The following is a 15,973-nucleotide window of genomic DNA, read 5'->3' on the forward strand; positions in this document are numbered from 1 at the left end:
CCCAGCCAGGACAACTAGAACGCTCAAGGGCCAACTACGGCGCTAAGTGGTCGGCTCCGGAAGTCCTTCGGGGGTTGATCACGCTGCCACCGCGACGGAGGATTCTTCGTGGTGATCGGCGGTGTGCCGGTCGAGCCTGGCCAGCAGATCGTCCAGGTCGGAGGTGGTGAACTTCCACTGGAACGGCTGTGCCGTGGTGTTGTAGCGGTCTTCGAAGGCTCGGCGCCGGTTCCCGACCTGGGCAAGGTCGGTGAAGTCGTTGGGCGAGACGACCTTGCGTTGCACGATGGAGAAGTAAATCTCCACCTGGTTCAGCCAGGAGGCATGGACCGGGGTGTGGACCATCACCGCGTTTGGGAACGCGGCGGCCAGGCGGTCGACCGACTTCTTCCCACGGTGGGAGGAGCCGTTGTCGACGATCCAGAACACGCGCTTGGCGCTGGCATAGGGCTCGCGGCTCATGACCTGCGTGACCAGGTTCATGAACGGGGCGATGCCGGTACGTGGTTCGGTGCGGCCGAACACGCGGGCGCGTTGGACGTCATAGGCGGCCAGGTAGGCCACCGCGCCGCCGCGGCCGTAGGTGTGGTTCACGCGCATGGCCCGGGTCTTGCCGGGGGCGAGGGTGGGATGGCAGCGGCAGCGGGCCTGGATGGAGGTCTTCTCATCCGCGCTGATGACGTACTCGTTCTCGCCCAGCGGGACGCCGTCCCGGGTGCGGGCATACAGGTCCAGCACCTGCTGGGCCTTGGGGCGGAAGGCGGGGTCGGTGACGAAGATCCAGGAGCGGTGCTGCCAAGGCTTGAGCGCGTCCTGGCCCAGCCATCGGCGCACAGTGGAGGCCGACACGGACGGGGCGATCCCCCGAGCCATCGCCTCGCGGGCCAGCTCCGGGCATGACCAGCGGGACAGCGGCGCCCCGGTCTCAGCGGGTAACTGGCAGGCCAGCGCCTTGACCTGGGCGGCCTGCAGCGCCGTGAACGAAGGCGGGCGGCCGGGGCGCCGGCGGTCGGCCAGCGCGGGCATGCCGTCCTCGGCGAACCGGCCTCGCCACTTCCGCACGGTGTCCAGGTGCAGGCCCGTCTGACGGGCGATGCTCGCGTTGGAGCGGCCCCTGGCCGCATGCAGCACAATGTGCGCGCGCATCCGGGCCTGGTAGGGGGTCTTGTGGCCATAGGCCATCTTTTTGAGCCAATGCCTCTGCGAGGTTGTCAGCGATATCGGGCGGGCGGAGGCAACAGGCAAGGCAGGCAGGCCGATCAGCAGAAGTGGATCTCACTGGCCGTCCCTTGCCGCAGCACCCGCCGCCGCGACCGTGTTGCAGGCTTGCTTGAACAGGTCCGGCGGCGCGGATGCTCGGGTTACTTGCCGCTGTCTTCGGCGAGGGTGTGTGCGACCAGCGCGTTGGCGTGGCCGTGGCCGAGTCCATGCTCGGTCTTGAGCCAGGTGACGAGTTCCATGTGCTTGGTCAGGGGCGAGGAGCGGATGAGGTCCTTCCAGTCCGTGATCGGGCGGCCGTACTTCTTCTCGATCGAAGGGAAGTAGCTGGCGGGGCCCTTCACCGGTCCGGTCATTGCGGTGTCCTGTCTCTCTGTAGTGATCTTGATTGTTGTCCTGGTTGCGCCCGCGATCCGTGGGCGGGTGCTGCTACTTCTGTGCTGCAGGGAGGGCCGTCATCAGCCGGGCGGTGACAGCTGTGAGCCACAGGAGGCCGAGTCCGGCTCCGGCGGTGAAGGCCAGCACGGTGGCGGAGGAGCCGGCGAATCCGGCGAGAATCCCCAGCGGTACCAGGCGTGAGCTCACGGCCCATCCGCGCTGCCGGTGCATGGCGAAGTGCCGGGCCAGGACGAGGAACGCCGCGGACAGCGCGAGGAAGCCCACCATGGCGCTGAGCATGTGGACGGAGCCGTGCCAGCTCAGGGAGGCGACGGGAGCCTGGGGGGCACCGGCGGGGAAGCCCGCCCCCGGGTCCGCGGTGAACACCGCGGCGAGGGTGAACGAGACGCCGAACACACGGATCAGGCGCGGCGCCCAGGTGCCGGCGGGTGCGCCGTCCAGTGCGCGGCGGATCCCGGCCGCACCTGCGGCGGCCAGCATGCCGGTCAGCAGGAAGCTGGTCACCTGGATCCAGCCGAGATCGCCCAGGCTGAGCTGGCTGATCGCGTTGCGGGTGAAGTCGAAGCCGTCGCGGGTGAGCCCCTGGACGGCACCGAGGCCCAGGAACAGTGGACCTGCCGTGACGCCGCCCGCCAGCAGAACCCGCGTCGTCGGCCATGCCGGCGCGAAACGGGCCGTGACCGGAACGCCGATGGTCTGGGTCATGCGATTCCCCCATGCGCAGAACTAGACGGTGTGGTACTCGTCGAAGCCAGGCGCTAGATTAGTCACTCAAGAACTGGACTGTCCAGTACTGAAAGGTTGGCGATGGAAGCGAGCGAGCAAGGCCGGTCCGCACGCAAGCACAAGGCGATCCTGGACGCCGCGACCCAGGCGTTCATGGCCAAGGGGTACTCCGGGACCAGCATGGACGACATCGCGAAGCAGGCCGCGGTCTCCAAGCAGACCGTCTACAAGCACTTCGCGGACAAGGAGAAGCTGTTCGCCGAGATCGTCCTGGCCACGACCGACCGGGTCGACGCCATGGTCGACCTGGTGGCCGACATCCCGGCCGACGCCGAGGCACTAGAGGAGAACCTGACCCGCCTGGCCCGCCAGTTCCTGGCCGCCCTCACCCAGCCCAAGGTGCTCCAGCTGCGGCGCCTGATCATCGCCAACGCTGACACCTTCCCCGAACTCGGCGCCACTTGGTACGAGCAGGGCTTCGAGCGCGTCCTCGCCACCCTGGCAGCCACCTTCCAACGCCTCGCCGACCAGGGTCTCCTCCGCGTTACCGACGCGCATCTGGCCGCCAACCACTTCACCGGCCTGCTCCTGTGGATCCCCGTGAACAAGGCCATGTTCCATGGCAGCCCCCAGCACACGCAGAGCGAACTCGACCGCTATGCCGACGCCGGCGTCCGGGCCTTCACCGCTGCCTACCGCTGACCCCAGCGACACGCGCCAATCCGCCCCCGGGCACGCCGGAAGAAGACGCTGAACCAGTTCTCCCCCGCTCTTCGAAAACCGACTCAACACCAGGTGGACCCCAGGAACTTACACAAAGTCACCGACACGTCCACCCCCGAAGGACTTCCGGAGCCGACCACTAAGTCACAGTCCTCCTGTGACTGAGCGCCGTAGTTGGCCCTTACGGCCAAGTAGAGCGCTCAGCGGGCGGGCAGACGAGGCGTCTGGCCCTCGGGAGTCAGGTGCAGCCCAGGCCCCATGCATCGAGTCCACCGTAGATGTGGGCCCTGAGGCAGTGGGGGGCGTCAAAGCCTGAGGCTTCGCCGCGGTAGACGGCGATGAGCGAGTCCTTGCCCCGCCACCAGGCGTCAGTGAGTCCCTGGACTTCAGGTACCGGCTCGAATCCGTCGAGGTCCAGGCCTTCGACGGCGCTGCCTTTGATCTTCGTGATGGTCTTGGCCCAGTAGCCCGCGTGATCGGCCAGCGCCAGGGCTTCCGCCCATCCCTCTGTGCTGGCGTGCAGGGGTGTCCAGCGGTCAGCGTCGATCCCGAACTCGCCTCCCGGCCCGATCATGAACCCGTGAGCCATAGAGACCCGACAGCCGCCGGCCGGGAACCGCCAGCCGTCCGCGGCCGAGCCTTCGGGCGCACGGGCTTCCAGAACGCGCGGGCCGCCCTCGTATGCGGGGGCAGGGGGCAGAGCGATGCCACCCCAGCACTCCTGAAAGGCCACAGCCCGGTCGATCTCCGCAGCGGGTATCCCGCGTTCAAGCCATACCGCCCGACAGAGCGTGAGGTCGCGGCGGGGAACACGCAGCCCGTGCGCCTCAACGAAGTACCGAGCTCGTCGGCTCAAGCCTTCAGGCGCCTGAGGGGTCAGCGGCACTCGGCTGTCCGTCGTCACGGCTCCTGCCTCTCGCGGGAGGAGGCCGGCACCGCGGCGGCGATCTCCCGTTCAGGTCGATGCACACCACCGTATGAGCAGGTGAATCCGAATGTACTGGCCATGACGCGGAGCCTAGTGATCGCCTTAGCCACCCACATTCGGGCCCCTCTTGCAGCGACGACAGCTGTCCGGTCTCAGACTTCTCCGGGCAATGCAGCGCTCTGACCTGCGGTGCCCGGACTTGTGTGAGAGGTTGCGTCCAGGGAAGTGGTGTACGGGTTGGACCTGATCCGGGGGTTTACTCCGGCATCGGGATGGTGCCCGCATAGATGAACGGCCACCGGCTGATCTTCGAAGTGTCGAAGCCTCGAAGGAGATCAGCACGATGACCGCACCAGACAGTGTGCCCCTGCACGCCCTCGCCGAGGACAACCTCGCCGCGGCGAGTCAGCTTCAGACCCCGCCGTTACCAGCGACGCATGTGAGCGCGGGGACGGGCCCTGGACGCTGGCCCGAAGTTCAGCCAATCGATACCTCCTTCACATGGCTGTCCTTACTTCTCCGGAGCGACCTCGTGTCGCACACTGAGCGCTTCAGTTGGCCCGTCGGGCCAGGTGCGTGCTCAGTGGTCCTGCCGGTAGCTCTCGGTGAGTACCAGCGTGAGCTTGCCCAGCCACTCGAAGTCGTCCGGGTACTCCCACTCCTCAGTTACGGCAAGCACACCGGGAAGGTCCTCACGCGGGATCGGAGGACCCAGCTGGTAGCCGACGGCCCCGTCTGGTGCTGTCCAAGGAATGTAGCGGCAGACCTCAACCATTCCGCGATCGACGAGGGCCAGGAGGATGGTCGCCAAGTCCGCCGCTGGCCCGGACGCCATGGGCTCCTCCAGGTCGCCCCGGACTCCTGGAAGAATGTCGATCTCACTCGCATTGAGCACGAAGGCGTACTCGACATCGGACAGCTCGCTCCTACTCACTGGGCGATTTTTGCAGGTCGTGACCTGTCTCAGGGAAACCGTGGGTATGGCGAGTGTGTGACCTGCAGTGCCCACACTTCTGCGGGACACAGGGCGGTGCGTCGTCCCGCTGAAGTGTGGGCAACTCGCCTGACACAACTCAGGCGAGCGAAGCGCTGGCTCACCGTGGCGAGCCCCATCGTCACGGGTCAGGTGCGCTGCGTGGGGCCGGCGCGGGCGGGATGGAGGCATGGCGGGTCGAGTTAGACCGCGCCCCTCTGGTCGTTGCTCCGGCATGGGATGTCAGCTGGTCTCGAAGGGGATGCTGCTGGGCTGGCCGTTGCGGAAAACGCCGGTGGGGCTGTCGGAGGGCAGGGTGGCCGCCCATACAACGCCCTTGCGGACTCGGAGGCCGGGCGGGCGTGCTCCTTGTCGCCACGCTGCCAGGTACCGCAGGCATGTTCGTGACGCTGAATGTGGAGCGGGCGGCGCCTTTGCTGGGACGATTCGGGGTGCAGTCAACTATCCTGCTTCCGCCGAGACTTGGGGGGCCGGTGGGCGAGCAGGACAGAGCCGAGGCCGGGGCGGAGAAGACCGCTCCGGCCGTAGGAAGAACGGCTGTCGCGGCGCAGGACGCTCCGGCCGTGCAGGACAACGCGACGGCGCAGCAATTGGCCGCGTACCAACGCCGAGCCACGCGCACGCTCGCCGCAGGCACGATCATCCTCTGGCTCACCGTAGTCCTGAAAGTCGCCGGCGTCTTCGACGGCGAGGGTTACTGGGTCGCCTGCGCCGGGCCGCTCACGAGCGGCGTCATCCTCACGCTCAACGCCCACCACATGAGGCGGGCCCTGCGCGTTCACCCCTGGACCCGATACCCCGCGTATGTACGGCGCCGGAGGTTCGGCGGGCCCGTGGTCACCCTGCGCACGCCGGACTCCGACCAGTCGGTCCACCTTAGGTGCACGCTCGTCGACTCCCGGACGCTGGCGTCCGACGGCCCCCTGTGGTGGTCCGGCACCCCCGAGCGCGGAGGCGTCGTCCGCGTCCCGGGCACCACCGCCCTCGTCCGGGCCCGTCCGGCGCAGCGGCGCGGGCGCCCAGTCTTCCGCTGGGTGCTGCTGCTCGGTCTGATCGCCGGGGGCCTCGGTATCGCCGGCTCGGCGGCCTCAGAGGACAACCCGCTCGTCGAACTGAGCGTCGTCCATGCCTCGGCATTCCCCGAGGAGCCGTGCAAGGTGCGCTTCAAGGACCCGTTCACCGGTGACCACCGCACCAGTGCGTTCCTCTGCTCGGAAGGCCATGTCGAGCAGAACCCCACGGCCGAGTGGGGCGCGCTCGTCTCGTACGGGCCGTTCAAGGGCGCCCTTTACAACCCCTTCCTGGAGTACCCGACCGCTTCCAACGTGGACGACAGCTTCCTCCTCGCGGGCGGCCTTTTCACCTTCGTCGGCTCCGTGGGCGGCACGCACTCCCTGTACCGCCGCCGCAACCTGCTGACGGCCACGCCCCCGCCCGACAACGGGCAAACCGCGTGCGGCTGAACACACTCGGGCGTCTGCCAGGTCACTGACCAGTTCCAGCCGCACCGGTTCCTCTGGCAATGGAAGGCCGGGAACTGGCGAGCAGAAGGTGCCTGCTCGAATGCCACCGACCAGCGGCTCCTCAAGGTGCCCGCTCACGGAGGCCTTCCACGCTGACGTATTCCAACTCGACACTGTCCGGCGTTGCCTCGCGCGCCCATCCGGGCCTTTGGGATGCCGTCGACTGACGGCACGACCGAAGTAGCGCCCGGCTACTGACACAAGGCCAAGGGCTCAGAACCTGCCTACAGATAACTGAGACGCGACGCGCACTCGCCTACAGAAAAGTGGGACTGCCTACACATCGCCGGGACAGGACACTGCGGGCCACCTACACCGCTCAGTGGGGCCAACTAGAGCGCTCAGGGGTCAAGTAAAACTGTCCGGTCTCAGACTTCTCCGGGCAATGCAGCGCTCTGACCTGCGGTGCCCGGACTTGTGTGAGACGTCCAGCTGTCCCGCGTCTCAGATATCTCTGAGCATCTCCTTGCCCCGTGGTCGGTCGGAGGTGCGTGGCGCGACGCGACCAGGGCGGACTCTGAGTCGTGCCCAGACCGGTAAGGGGCGCCGGACGGATGTCCAGAGAGCTTGAGACTGCCCGGACTTAACTGAGACAGGACAAAAACGCTCAGGCACACCTCCGTCACATGCGACACGCGGGGCAGCAGACTCGCATTGTTCGATTTTTGTTCGATATATTGGTGGCGGAACAAGTCATGTGGCTTGAACTGATGCTCGTGTGATCGGAGGTGGCGGTGTGAAGGCCTCCGGGTTCCCTCACCTGCACGTCGCCTCCGGGTACTCGGCCCGCTACGGCGCCTCACTCCCCCACGACTTGGTCCGCCGGGCCGCCGAGCGCGGTCTGAGCACGCTCGCGCTGACCGACCGCGACACGGTCGCCGGGACGGTGCGGTTCGCCAAGGCCGCGGCCGCCGCCGGTGTGCGTCCCGTCTTCGGCGTCGATCTTGCCGTCGCGCCCGCCGACGAGCCCGATCCTGCCGTGGGCCGGCGCCGCACGCCGGTGCGTGGCGGTGCGCATGTGGTCGAGGCGCGGTGGCGGGTGACGCTGCTGGCGCGGGATGTGGGTGGGTGGGCGCGGCTGTGCCGGATCGTGTCGGCTGCGCATGCAGCGCCCGTCGACGGTGTGCCGGTGGCTGCTTGGCCGGTGCTGCAGGAGCATCTGGGTGAGGGTCTGGTGGTGCTGCTCGGTCCTGAGTCGGAGCCGGTGGCGGCGCTGATGTCCGGGCGGCCGGATCTGGCGGAGCAGTTGCTCGCGCCGTGGCGGACGATCGCCGGGGCGGGCCTGCGGCTGGAGGCCGTCTATCTGGGCCGGTCGGGGACCGGGGCGGGGTCGTTGCGGCTGACGGCGCGGACCGTGCAGCTCGGTGACGAACTGGGTGTGCCGGTGGTGGTCTCCAACTCGGTGCGGTACGCGGATCCGGCGCAGCACCGCCTGGCGGATGTGCTGGATGCTGCCCGGCTGCTGCGTCCGATCGACCGGCGCTGTGTCGATGGCGGTGAGCGGTGGCTGAAGAGCGGGGGCGAGATGGCGGAGGTCGCCGCGCGGATCGCCGAGGCCGCAGGTCATGGCCCTGAGCGGGCGGCCGCGCTGCTCGCCGAGACCGAGGAGACGGCCGCCTCCTGCACTCTAACCGCACAGGACTTGGGAATGGGGTTGCCGCACTTTCCCGAGCCGCACGTGGTGGGCGCCGACCGGGTTCGGGGCGGCGCGATGCGGTTGCTGCGCCAGCGCTGCGAGGCCGGCATGGTGGCTCGCGGCCTGGACTCGGATGCGGCAGCGGTGCGGCAGCTGGACTACGAACTCGACGTCATCGGCCGGCTCCGTTTCGAGGGCTACTTCCTCGCGGTCGCCCAGGTCGTCGCGGATGTACGGGCGATGGGCGTGCGTGTCGCCGCGCGTGGTTCCGGTGCCGGCTCCATGGTCAACCACTCTTTGTTCGTGGCGACGGCGAATCCGCTGACTCATCGCCTGCTTTTCGAGCGGTTCCTCTCGGAGCGGCGGACGTCGCTGCCGGACATCGACCTCGATGTGGAGTCCGCAAGACGGCTCGAGGTCTACGACAAGATCATCGAGCGGTTCGGGCTCGAGCGGGTCGCGGTCACCGGCATGCCAGAGACCTACCGCGCCCGGCACGCCCTCAGAGATACCGGGCTCGCCCTCGGTATCGCCCCGCAGACCGTCGACATGATCGCCAAGTCGTTTCCGCACATCCGGGCCTGTGACATCCGCTCCGCGCTCGCCGAGCTGCCCGAGCTGCGCCAGCTCGCCGCCCGCGCAGAGGAGTTCGGACCGTTGTGGGAGCTGGCCGAAGGGCTGGACGCCCTCGTCCGCGGCTATGCCATGCATCCATGTGGGGTGATCATCTCGAATGCCTCGCTGCTGGACCGGCTGCCGGTGCAGCCGACGCCGGGCGGTGACTATCCGATGCTGCAGGCCGACAAAGAGGACGTCGAGGACCTGGGGCTTCTCAAGCTCGATGTGCTCGGCGTGCGGATGCAGTCCGCCATGGCACACGCCGTCCACGAGATCCGCCGCACCACCGGAAAGCTCCTCGATCTCGACAACCCCGACCACGTCCCCCTCGACGACGGGGCCACGTTCGAGATGATCCGGCGCAGCGACACCCTGGGCTGCTTCCAGATTGAATCCCCCGGCCAGATGGATTTGGTCGGGCGTCTGCAGCCGCGGCACATGCAGGACGTCATCGCCGACATCAGCCTGTTCCGGCCCGGTCCGGTCAAGGGTGGCATGCCAGCGAAGTTCATCGCCGCCCGGCACGGCGCCGCACCGCACTACCCCCACCCCGACCTCGAACCGATCCTGAACGACACGATGGGGGTCGTGATCTGGCACGAGCAGATCATCGCGATCCTCGCGAAGATGACCGGCTGCGACCGTGCCGCCGGCGACGTCGCCCGCCGCGCACTCGCCGACCCCGAACGCTTGCCCGGCGTGGAGACGTGGTTCAAGAAGGCAGCCACGGAGCGCGGCTACCGCGACACCGTCGTCGATGAAGTCTGGGATGTCATCAACGAGTTCGGGGCGTACGGGTTCTGCAGGGCGCATGCCGTCGCGTTCGCGGTGCCGGCCGTGCAGTCCGCCTGGCTCAAGGCTCACTACCCGGCGGCTCTGTATGCGGGGCTGTTGGAGCACGATCCTGGAATGTGGCCGATGCGGGTCATCGTGGCCGACGCCCGCCGCCACGACGTGCCCATACTCCCCGTCGACGTAAGCCGCTCCCAGGAAGCCCACCGGGTCGAGGCCACGGACCATGGTTGGGGGGTACGGCTCGCACTGTCCACGGTGAAGGGAATGAGCGACGCGGAGGGCGCCCGGATCGCGACCCCCCAGCCCTACACATCTCTGCAGGACTTCTGGCAGCGGGCCAGACCCTCGCTGCCGATCGCCGAGCGGCTCATCCAGATCGGCGCCCTGGACCAGATCAAGGGCACGCTGACGCGCCGCGACCTGCTGCTCCAGGCGAGCGAGCTTCACCGGCATGCCCGCAACCGTGCCACCGCTGACGGGCAGCTCGTGTTCGGCGGCGACCTGGTGGGCGCGGAGCCGAGCGGGCTGAAGGAAATGTCGAGCCGGGAGCGGATGAGCGCCGAGCTGGAGGTCCTCTCGATCGATGTTTCCCAGCATCTGATGGAGCACCACCACCGGCTGTTGCGCGAGCTCGGCGCAACCGACGCCACGCACCTCCAGCGCATGGTCCCGGGCCAGAAGGTCCTCGTCGCCGGTGTGCGGGCCTCCACGCAGACGCCCCCCATTCCGAGCGGCAAGAGGGTCATCTTCGTGACCTTGGAGGACGGGTTCGGGCTCGTCGACCTGGCGTTCTTCGAGGACTCCCACGAGGCCTGCGCGCACACGGTCTTCCACTCGGGGCTGCTGCTGGTGCGCGGCACCGTGGAGGCTCGCGGCCCCCGTCGCACCGTGGTCGGCGAGATGGTCTGGGACCTTGAGGCCGTTGCCGCCGCGCGGCGTGACCACGGCCCGCAGGCCGCCCTCGACCTTCTTGGCCAGGTTGCCCCCGCGCCCACTCCCGCCCAGCCCGACACCCCTGTCGACGCCACGGCAGGGAAGCCGGGGCGTGTGCTGACCGACGGCACCGCCGGATCCCAGCTGCACGCCTGGGCAGATCTGCAGCCCGCCGGAACCCGCTCGGCGGACCTGCGACGCCTGGGACACCGCAGCCCAGGGAGCGCAGGATGACCAGATCACCGGCCCCGCGCCCGCGCTCGGTGCGGTGCGTCGCCCGGGTGCATTTCCATCTTGCCGAGCATCCCGATGCCGAGACCGTGTACGCGCAGCTGCTCGGCCTGGTCGAAGACGTCACCCCCCGCTTCCAACCACATCCCCATGACCATGCCGCCGATCTCGAACTCACCGGCGCTCTGGCCTACTTCCGCCGGCCCCCGACCGAGGTCGCCCAAATTCTCCAGCTCCGCGCGGCCGCGCTCCACGGGGTGCGCGCCACGGTGGGGATCGGCCCGAACGGAATCCAACCGGTTCGTGGATTCCTGCAGTTCCCCAGAGCGAAACTCGCTGGCGGCTGCCGTCATTGTGGCGGGGCTCCCGGCCAGTTCGTCAGTCGTCGCGGGACACTCCGGACACCTGGGGGCAGGTGAGCCCCACGGTCTTCTTTCACATCCGCATGCCGAGCGGCGGTGAGCTCCCGGATCTGATGGCGATCATCGAGCGATTCACACCGGTCACGCAGGCCCTGCCGCCGACCGCAGCTGTGGCACAAGTCGGTGGGTCTGGGTCTTTACGGTTGTTCGATGGCTGAGGCTGCAGGTGGTGGCCTGGTACGGCATCAATGCCGTCGTGGGCATCGGCCCATCCTGGACAGTCGCGGCGATGGCCTCCTCACGAACTGGTCCCGGTGGGGTGAAGTACGTGTCTGCTGCCGAAACCGATGCGTTCCTGGGGCACCTTTCGGTCGGCGACCTGTACGGGATCCGGCGTCATCAGACAGAGAGGTTGCGTCGTTTCGGCGTGGCGAGCGTGGGACAGCTGGCGGCGTGCCCGCAGCCACCGTGCTCCGTGTACTGGGCCGCCCACCCCGGCGAGCAGACCGAGACCGCGCACCCGCGCCTCGATAGCGTCGAGGATCGGCCGGACGGCCTCGACGACCAGGCTGGCCGGGTCACCGAGCTGCCGGTCCAGGTAGCGCACGGCGCCCTGCCGCTACCCAAGACCGCGCACTGAGTAAACCCGTTCGTGCTTGAGCCGACGAGTCATCAGGGACGAACGGACGATGGTCCGGTAGACACCGATCCAGGTACGGTCTTCGTGAGATCAGCGGAGACGGCAGATCATCTCGGTGGGAGCAAGGAGACCTTCCTCGATGTTCTGGAGCAGCTTTGCGACCTTGGTCGATGCGTCGGTGCCCATCGCCACGCTGATCGGGGCCGGAGGAGTGTCCCCGCCTGCAGGGTTGTGCGGCGTGCTGGTTCGGTGGTGCGCATCGCCCGCGTCACGAAGCGATTGGACGGCTTGCGAGCGGTGATCGTGCTCGGCGACTATGTCGAAGCCGGCCTTGCGCAGCAGCGACCGGTATTCCTGGGGGTGGGCCAGGAAGCTGTGTTCGGGCTCCGAGGCCCACGGCAGTGGGTAGCTGACGAGGGTGGGATCGCCGAGGAGCATGACGTCGTACACGATGAAGAGGCTGTTGTCGGTCAGGACGCGGCTGATCTCGGTGAACAGGCGGGCTTTGTCCTCGATGTTCATGCCCACGTGCAGCATCCAGGCCCGGTCGAAGCTCGCCTGGGGAAAGGGCAGTGCGGTCACGTCACCCTGCTGGAACCGGGCCCGGCCCGTGAGGCCCACACGGTCGGTGAGCCAGCGGGCGGCGTCGACGTACTCCTCGGTCAGGTCCACGCCGGTGACGTCCGCGCCTGCGTGCTGGGCCAGATGGCGGGCCGGGCCACCCAGGCCGCTTCCCACGTCAAGGACGCGCAGGCCCGCTCTCAGCTCCAGGTGTTCAGCCAGCTCTCGCGTCGCCGCATGGCCGCCGGTGTGGAACTCGTCCACGCCATGTAGGTCGTCGGCGGTGAGGGCGGTATGCCCCGGGTAGAGGAGGTCGAGCGCCTCGTCGATCTTTCTGAGCAGGTCGCCTTGCCGGTAATGGCGGGCTATGGCGGACGGCTGTGGTGCGGTCACGGGAACGTCCTTCAGGTCATGGGTGGTCGAGGCGCGACCGAAGCTTCTGCAGGGCTTCGGGCCGTGGTGCCGAACAAGGCTGATCCGGCGACGTCGTCTCAGTCGTGATCGGTGGCGAGGGCGACGTGCCGCCAGGCGTCCATCTCCTTGCGGAAGGTGTCCAGCTTGGCGTCGAAAGCTTGCAGGGTGTCGGCTCCGAGCGGGAGGCGCAGGGGTGGCTCTGGGACGGCGGCCATCTCGACGATGGCGCGCGCGGCCTTGACCGGGTCGCCGGGCTGGGCGTGGTTCAGGCTTGCGGCGGCTGCACGCATCGTGCCGACGGTGGGTGCGTAGTCGTCGATGGTGTCGGGGCCAGTGTGCAGGCTGGCGGGGTCGAGGAAGTCGGTGCGGAAGAAGCCCGGTTCCACGAGCGTCACGTGGATGCCGAGGGGGGCCAGTTCGGTGTGGAGGGTCTCGGTGAAGCCTTCGACGGCGAACTTCGTGGAGGCGTAGATGCCCCAGCCCGGCGCAGTGGCGAAGCCCACGATGGAGCTGATGTTGATCACGTGGCCGGAGCGCTGGCGCCGCAGTACCGGCAGTACGGCGCGTTGGACGGCGAGCGGGCCGAACACGTTGGTCTCGTACACCGCGCGGACCGCGGCGTCGTCGGACTGTTCGACGGCGGCGAGCAGTCCGGTGCCGGCGTTGTTGACCAGGACGTCGATGCGTCCGAACCGCTCGACCGCCGCGTCTACGGCCGCCTGGATGCTCTGCGGGTCGGTCACGTCCAGCGCCACGGTGAGCAGCACGTCGCCGGCGTCGGGAAGCTGCTGGCGGACGGTTTCGGCCTTCCGCGCGGTCGCGACCACCTGGTGGCCGGCGGCGAGGGCGGCACGAGTGATTTCCAGGCCGAAGCCCCGGGACGATCCAGTGATGAACCAAACGCTCATTGTGTTCTCCAGTGTTCAGGCAGTGGGCAGGTCGAAGGCCGCCCGGTTTTGGGCGACGAAGCCCTCGACGTCGAGAGGCTCGCTGCCGCCGATCGTCTTCACCACGTCGTTGGTGCCGGCGAAGACGCCGTTGCGGTAGTCGACGGCCACGGCGAGCAGGTGCTGGACCAGGTGGTCCGGTGCGCCGCGCCCGCGCAGGATGGCGGCGAATTCGTCGAGTTCGATGGGCACGTAGGTGACTTCACGGTCCAGCGCCCGCGACATCTTCTCGGCGATCTCGTAGTGGTTGAGCTCCACCGGCCCGTACAGCGGGTAGATCTTGCCGGCGTGCGGGGCGGGGTCTTCCAGGATGGCCGCGATCACCTTCGCCTGGTCGCTTTCCGCGATGGGGGCGTGGCGTCCGTCGGCGAACGGCAGGCGCAGTTCGCCGGTTCCGTCGGCCCAGGTGTCGATCAGCCATTGGGCGAAGAAGGTCGGGCGGATGTGGGTGGCGGGGACCGGGGAGCGGTCCAGGACGCGTTCGGCGACCCAGTGCTGGCGTGCCGCGTTGCTGGCGGTGTTACGGCGGGCGGAGACCTGCGACATGTTCACGATCGCCTGGACCCCGTTCTCCTCCGCCGCCTGGGCCACGTTCGCGGTGGCGTCCATCAGGCCGGGGCGGATCGGATAGGTGAAGTACAGGGCGTCGATCCCCTTGGTCGCCTGGGCCAGGGAGTCCAGGTCGAGGACGTCGCCTTCCACGACGTCCGCCCCGAGGGCGGCGAGTCGCTCGGCGCGCCCGTCGTGACCGCGGACGAGTGCGCGGACGCGGTGCCCGCGCTGAAGCAGCAGTTCGGCGGTGTGGCCACCGGTCTTGCCGGTCGCCCCAATCACGAGCAGATTGCGTTCCATGATGTTTCCGTTTCTGAAGAAGTACCGGTGTATGGGGGTTGAGTCCTTTGAGTGGGCGCCGCACTCAGTGAGGGGTCGTGCCATGCCCATCGGGCAGGCGGAACAGTTCGAAGAACAGCCGGGCGGCGTCTGGCTCGCCGTGCACGACGAGTCGCCCCGAGGCCACCGCGTCATCGACGGCGACCTGCCCCTTCGCGAGGGCGTAGAACGTTTCCTTGTCGCAGATCAAGCGCAGACCGGGCTTCAGCGGCGCCGGGCCGGTCTCCACCCGTACCCGCTCGCCGTCGCCCTGCAGCCACAGCGTCTCCTCGCCGACCACCAACTCCGTGAGCGTGTCGAAGCGCGCCGCCTCTCCTGTAGCCGTGAGGCGCATCGCCACCACGGACCAGGCGGCGCGATCGGTGTAGCTGGGCGGCGGGTCTCCCCGACCTGCGCCCCACTCGGCGAGGCCAGCGAGGACCGGCATCAACGCTTCGCCCCGGCCAGTCAGTTCATAGGCGGCTACGCGGCCCGGACCCGGCAGCGTGGTGCGACGCAGCACGTCATGCTGCTCGAGGTGCTTGAGACGTGCGGCCAAAAGGCTGGTTCCCATGCCCGGCAGGGCCGATAGGAGATCCCCGTAGCGGCGAGGGCCCAGGGCCAGCTCCCGCACGATCAGCAGCGTCCATCTCTCACCCAGCACGTCAAGCGAGCGGGCGATGAAACAGGTCTGTTCGTAGGAGCGGCTCATCATGCCACCCCGGCCGGCGTCATCACCGAGCATGCGGAGGGCATTGCCATCCGGTCGGCTACCGGAGCGGACAGGCTGACATGACCCAGCAGGCCACTGATGACTCGCTGCACTTGCACCCGCTGGACGTCGAGTTCGCCGCCACGTCGGCCCGCAGGCTCCGACTCGAACTCGGCCATCCGGGCGGCAGCGCGGCGTGCTTCGGCACTGTCTGATACGCCGTCCACCAGATAGAAGTGCTCAATGATCACTCCCACCCCAGAGCGGCGGCGGAATCCAACCATCCACTTATTGTCGCTCATGGACCTTCTCCTTCCTCGTCGCGCTCACACGCTTGGAATGTCGCCTACTTTGAAAACATGTAGTTGTTACTACTTGTTTTAGAACTGTCAGCCGCTCCAGAGTCTTCCCGATATGGCAGAAAAATCTCGGCTTGCTTCACAGCAAGGCGGAAGCGAGGGCGTTTGCGGCGCCAACGCATCCCCCGCGCGGGAGATGCACCGCGCCCGGAAGGGTGCCCAGGTCGGCCCAGGATGTCCCGGCGGACTTCGAACAATGGGGCTCGGAGTGTCGGGAGCTCAGCCTTTCTCGCCGACCTGGTACACGCGAATACAGCCAGCCGGCCGCCTCATCCCGCCCCCACACAAATCGGGCGGCCCCGGCTCTCCGGTCTGCACCAAGCCCTCTTGCACCCCGATGGCCGCATGCAGTTGTGCGCCGACTGCATAGTGACCCAACTCGGT

General features: G+C 68.1%; 15 protein-coding genes. 4 read left to right on the forward strand and 11 right to left on the reverse strand.

Translation table 11 applies throughout. The annotated features are described in order from the left end of the window. Window positions 1–78: 78 nt before the first annotated feature. The 3 genes from OG758_RS00540 to OG758_RS00550 all read right to left on the reverse strand — a co-directional run bounded on the left by OG758_RS00540 (window position 79) and on the right by OG758_RS00550 (window position 2,322). Window positions 79–1,182 (reverse strand): IS630 family transposase, encoded by a 1,104-nt coding sequence (locus OG758_RS00540; protein ID WP_326708070.1) that lies wholly within the window; start codon window positions 1,180–1,182, stop codon window positions 79–81. 179 nt (window positions 1,183–1,361) lie between these two features. Further along, a complete protein-coding gene (locus OG758_RS00545; RefSeq protein WP_326708071.1) occupies window positions 1,362–1,574 on the reverse strand; it encodes a DUF4287 domain-containing protein in 213 nt (70 codons plus the stop codon). Between the two features lie 73 nt (window positions 1,575–1,647). Continuing rightward, window positions 1,648–2,322 carry a DUF998 domain-containing protein gene (locus OG758_RS00550; RefSeq protein ID WP_326708072.1) on the reverse strand — a complete coding sequence of 225 codons (675 nt, stop codon included), beginning with the start codon at window positions 2,320–2,322 and terminating at the stop codon, window positions 1,648–1,650. Between the two features lie 102 nt (window positions 2,323–2,424). Between OG758_RS00550 and OG758_RS00555 the strand changes: the two genes are divergently transcribed. After that, window positions 2,425–3,045: a TetR/AcrR family transcriptional regulator gene (locus OG758_RS00555; RefSeq protein ID WP_326708073.1), complete on the forward strand. Its 621-nt coding sequence runs from the start codon at window positions 2,425–2,427 to the stop codon at window positions 3,043–3,045. A gap of 259 nt (window positions 3,046–3,304) precedes the next feature. Here OG758_RS00555 and OG758_RS00560 read toward each other — a convergent pair whose 3' ends face one another. After that, complete coding sequence (locus OG758_RS00560) at window positions 3,305–3,970, reverse strand: hypothetical protein (protein ID WP_326708074.1); 666 nt, start codon at window positions 3,968–3,970, stop codon at window positions 3,305–3,307. A gap of 604 nt (window positions 3,971–4,574) precedes the next feature. Then, window positions 4,575–4,928, reverse strand: a complete 354-nt coding sequence (locus OG758_RS00565) for a hypothetical protein (protein ID WP_326708075.1) — start codon at window positions 4,926–4,928, stop codon at window positions 4,575–4,577. A 533-nt stretch (window positions 4,929–5,461) separates the two neighbouring features. Between OG758_RS00565 and OG758_RS00570 the strand changes: the two genes are divergently transcribed. Both OG758_RS00570 and OG758_RS00575 read left to right on the forward strand, forming a co-directional pair. Then, window positions 5,462–6,451: a hypothetical protein gene (locus OG758_RS00570; protein ID WP_326708076.1), complete on the forward strand. Its 990-nt coding sequence runs from the start codon at window positions 5,462–5,464 to the stop codon at window positions 6,449–6,451. A 796-nt stretch (window positions 6,452–7,247) separates the two neighbouring features. Next, window positions 7,248–10,727, forward strand: a complete 3,480-nt coding sequence (locus OG758_RS00575; RefSeq protein WP_326708077.1) for a DNA polymerase III subunit alpha — start codon at window positions 7,248–7,250, stop codon at window positions 10,725–10,727. 5 nt (window positions 10,728–10,732) lie between these two features. On the opposite strand, the gene OG758_RS00580 is transcribed toward OG758_RS00575, so the two are convergent. Continuing rightward, on the reverse strand, window positions 10,733–11,077 hold the full coding sequence (locus OG758_RS00580) for a hypothetical protein (RefSeq protein ID WP_326708078.1): 345 nt from the start codon (window positions 11,075–11,077) through the stop codon (window positions 10,733–10,735). Window positions 11,078–11,315: 238 nt separating this feature from the next. On the opposite strand from OG758_RS00580, the gene OG758_RS48750 reads away from it, so the two are divergent. Further along, window positions 11,316–11,726, forward strand: coding sequence for a hypothetical protein (locus OG758_RS48750; protein ID WP_442810225.1), 411 nt, complete (start codon window positions 11,316–11,318; stop codon window positions 11,724–11,726). Window positions 11,727–11,816: 90 nt separating this feature from the next. Here OG758_RS48750 and OG758_RS00590 read toward each other — a convergent pair whose 3' ends face one another. The 5 genes from OG758_RS00590 to OG758_RS00610 form a co-directional block, all read right to left on the reverse strand. Further along, complete coding sequence (locus OG758_RS00590) at window positions 11,817–12,680, reverse strand: SAM-dependent methyltransferase (protein ID WP_326708079.1); 864 nt, start codon at window positions 12,678–12,680, stop codon at window positions 11,817–11,819. A 98-nt stretch (window positions 12,681–12,778) separates the two neighbouring features. Next, window positions 12,779–13,609 (reverse strand): oxidoreductase, encoded by an 831-nt coding sequence (locus tag OG758_RS00595; RefSeq protein ID WP_326708080.1) that lies wholly within the window; start codon window positions 13,607–13,609, stop codon window positions 12,779–12,781. 15 nt (window positions 13,610–13,624) lie between these two features. After that, window positions 13,625–14,500 (reverse strand): NmrA family NAD(P)-binding protein, encoded by an 876-nt coding sequence (locus OG758_RS00600; RefSeq protein WP_326708081.1) that lies wholly within the window; start codon window positions 14,498–14,500, stop codon window positions 13,625–13,627. Window positions 14,501–14,564: 64 nt separating this feature from the next. Continuing rightward, window positions 14,565–15,263 carry a winged helix-turn-helix transcriptional regulator gene (locus OG758_RS00605; RefSeq protein ID WP_326708082.1) on the reverse strand — a complete coding sequence of 233 codons (699 nt, stop codon included), beginning with the start codon at window positions 15,261–15,263 and terminating at the stop codon, window positions 14,565–14,567. Continuing rightward, window positions 15,230–15,532 (reverse strand): hypothetical protein, encoded by a 303-nt coding sequence (locus OG758_RS00610; protein WP_326708083.1) that lies wholly within the window; start codon window positions 15,530–15,532, stop codon window positions 15,230–15,232. Before OG758_RS00610 ends, OG758_RS00605 begins: the two co-directional genes overlap by 34 nt. Window positions 15,533–15,973: the final 441 nt, after the last annotated feature.

The sequence above is a fragment of the Streptomyces sp. NBC_01474 genome, assembly GCF_035918215.1.
Lineage (GTDB): Bacteria > Actinomycetota > Actinomycetes > Streptomycetales > Streptomycetaceae > Streptomyces > Streptomyces aureus.

Bases quoted from the DNA above. Each gene is read 5' to 3' on its own strand.
- OG758_RS00610 (WP_326708083.1), bottom strand. From the start codon at position 15,532: ATGAGCGACAATAAGTGGATGGTTGGATTCCGCCGCCGCTCTGGGGTG.
- OG758_RS00545 (WP_326708071.1), bottom strand. From the start codon at position 1,574: ATGACCGGACCGGTGAAGGGCCCCGCCAGCTACTTCCCTTCGATCGAG.
- OG758_RS00555 (WP_326708073.1), top strand. From the start codon at position 2,425: ATGGAAGCGAGCGAGCAAGGCCGGTCCGCACGCAAGCACAAGGCGATC.
- OG758_RS00595 (WP_326708080.1), bottom strand. From the start codon at position 13,609: ATGAGCGTTTGGTTCATCACTGGATCGTCCCGGGGCTTCGGCCTGGAA.
- OG758_RS00600 (WP_326708081.1), bottom strand. From the start codon at position 14,500: ATGGAACGCAATCTGCTCGTGATTGGGGCGACCGGCAAGACCGGTGGC.
- OG758_RS00550 (WP_326708072.1), bottom strand. From the start codon at position 2,322: ATGACCCAGACCATCGGCGTTCCGGTCACGGCCCGTTTCGCGCCGGCA.
- OG758_RS00605 (WP_326708082.1), bottom strand. From the start codon at position 15,263: ATGCTCGGTGATGACGCCGGCCGGGGTGGCATGATGAGCCGCTCCTAC.
- OG758_RS00580 (WP_326708078.1), bottom strand. From the start codon at position 11,077: ATGACGGCAGCCGCCAGCGAGTTTCGCTCTGGGGAACTGCAGGAATCC.
- OG758_RS00540 (WP_326708070.1), bottom strand. From the start codon at position 1,182: ATGGCCTATGGCCACAAGACCCCCTACCAGGCCCGGATGCGCGCGCAC.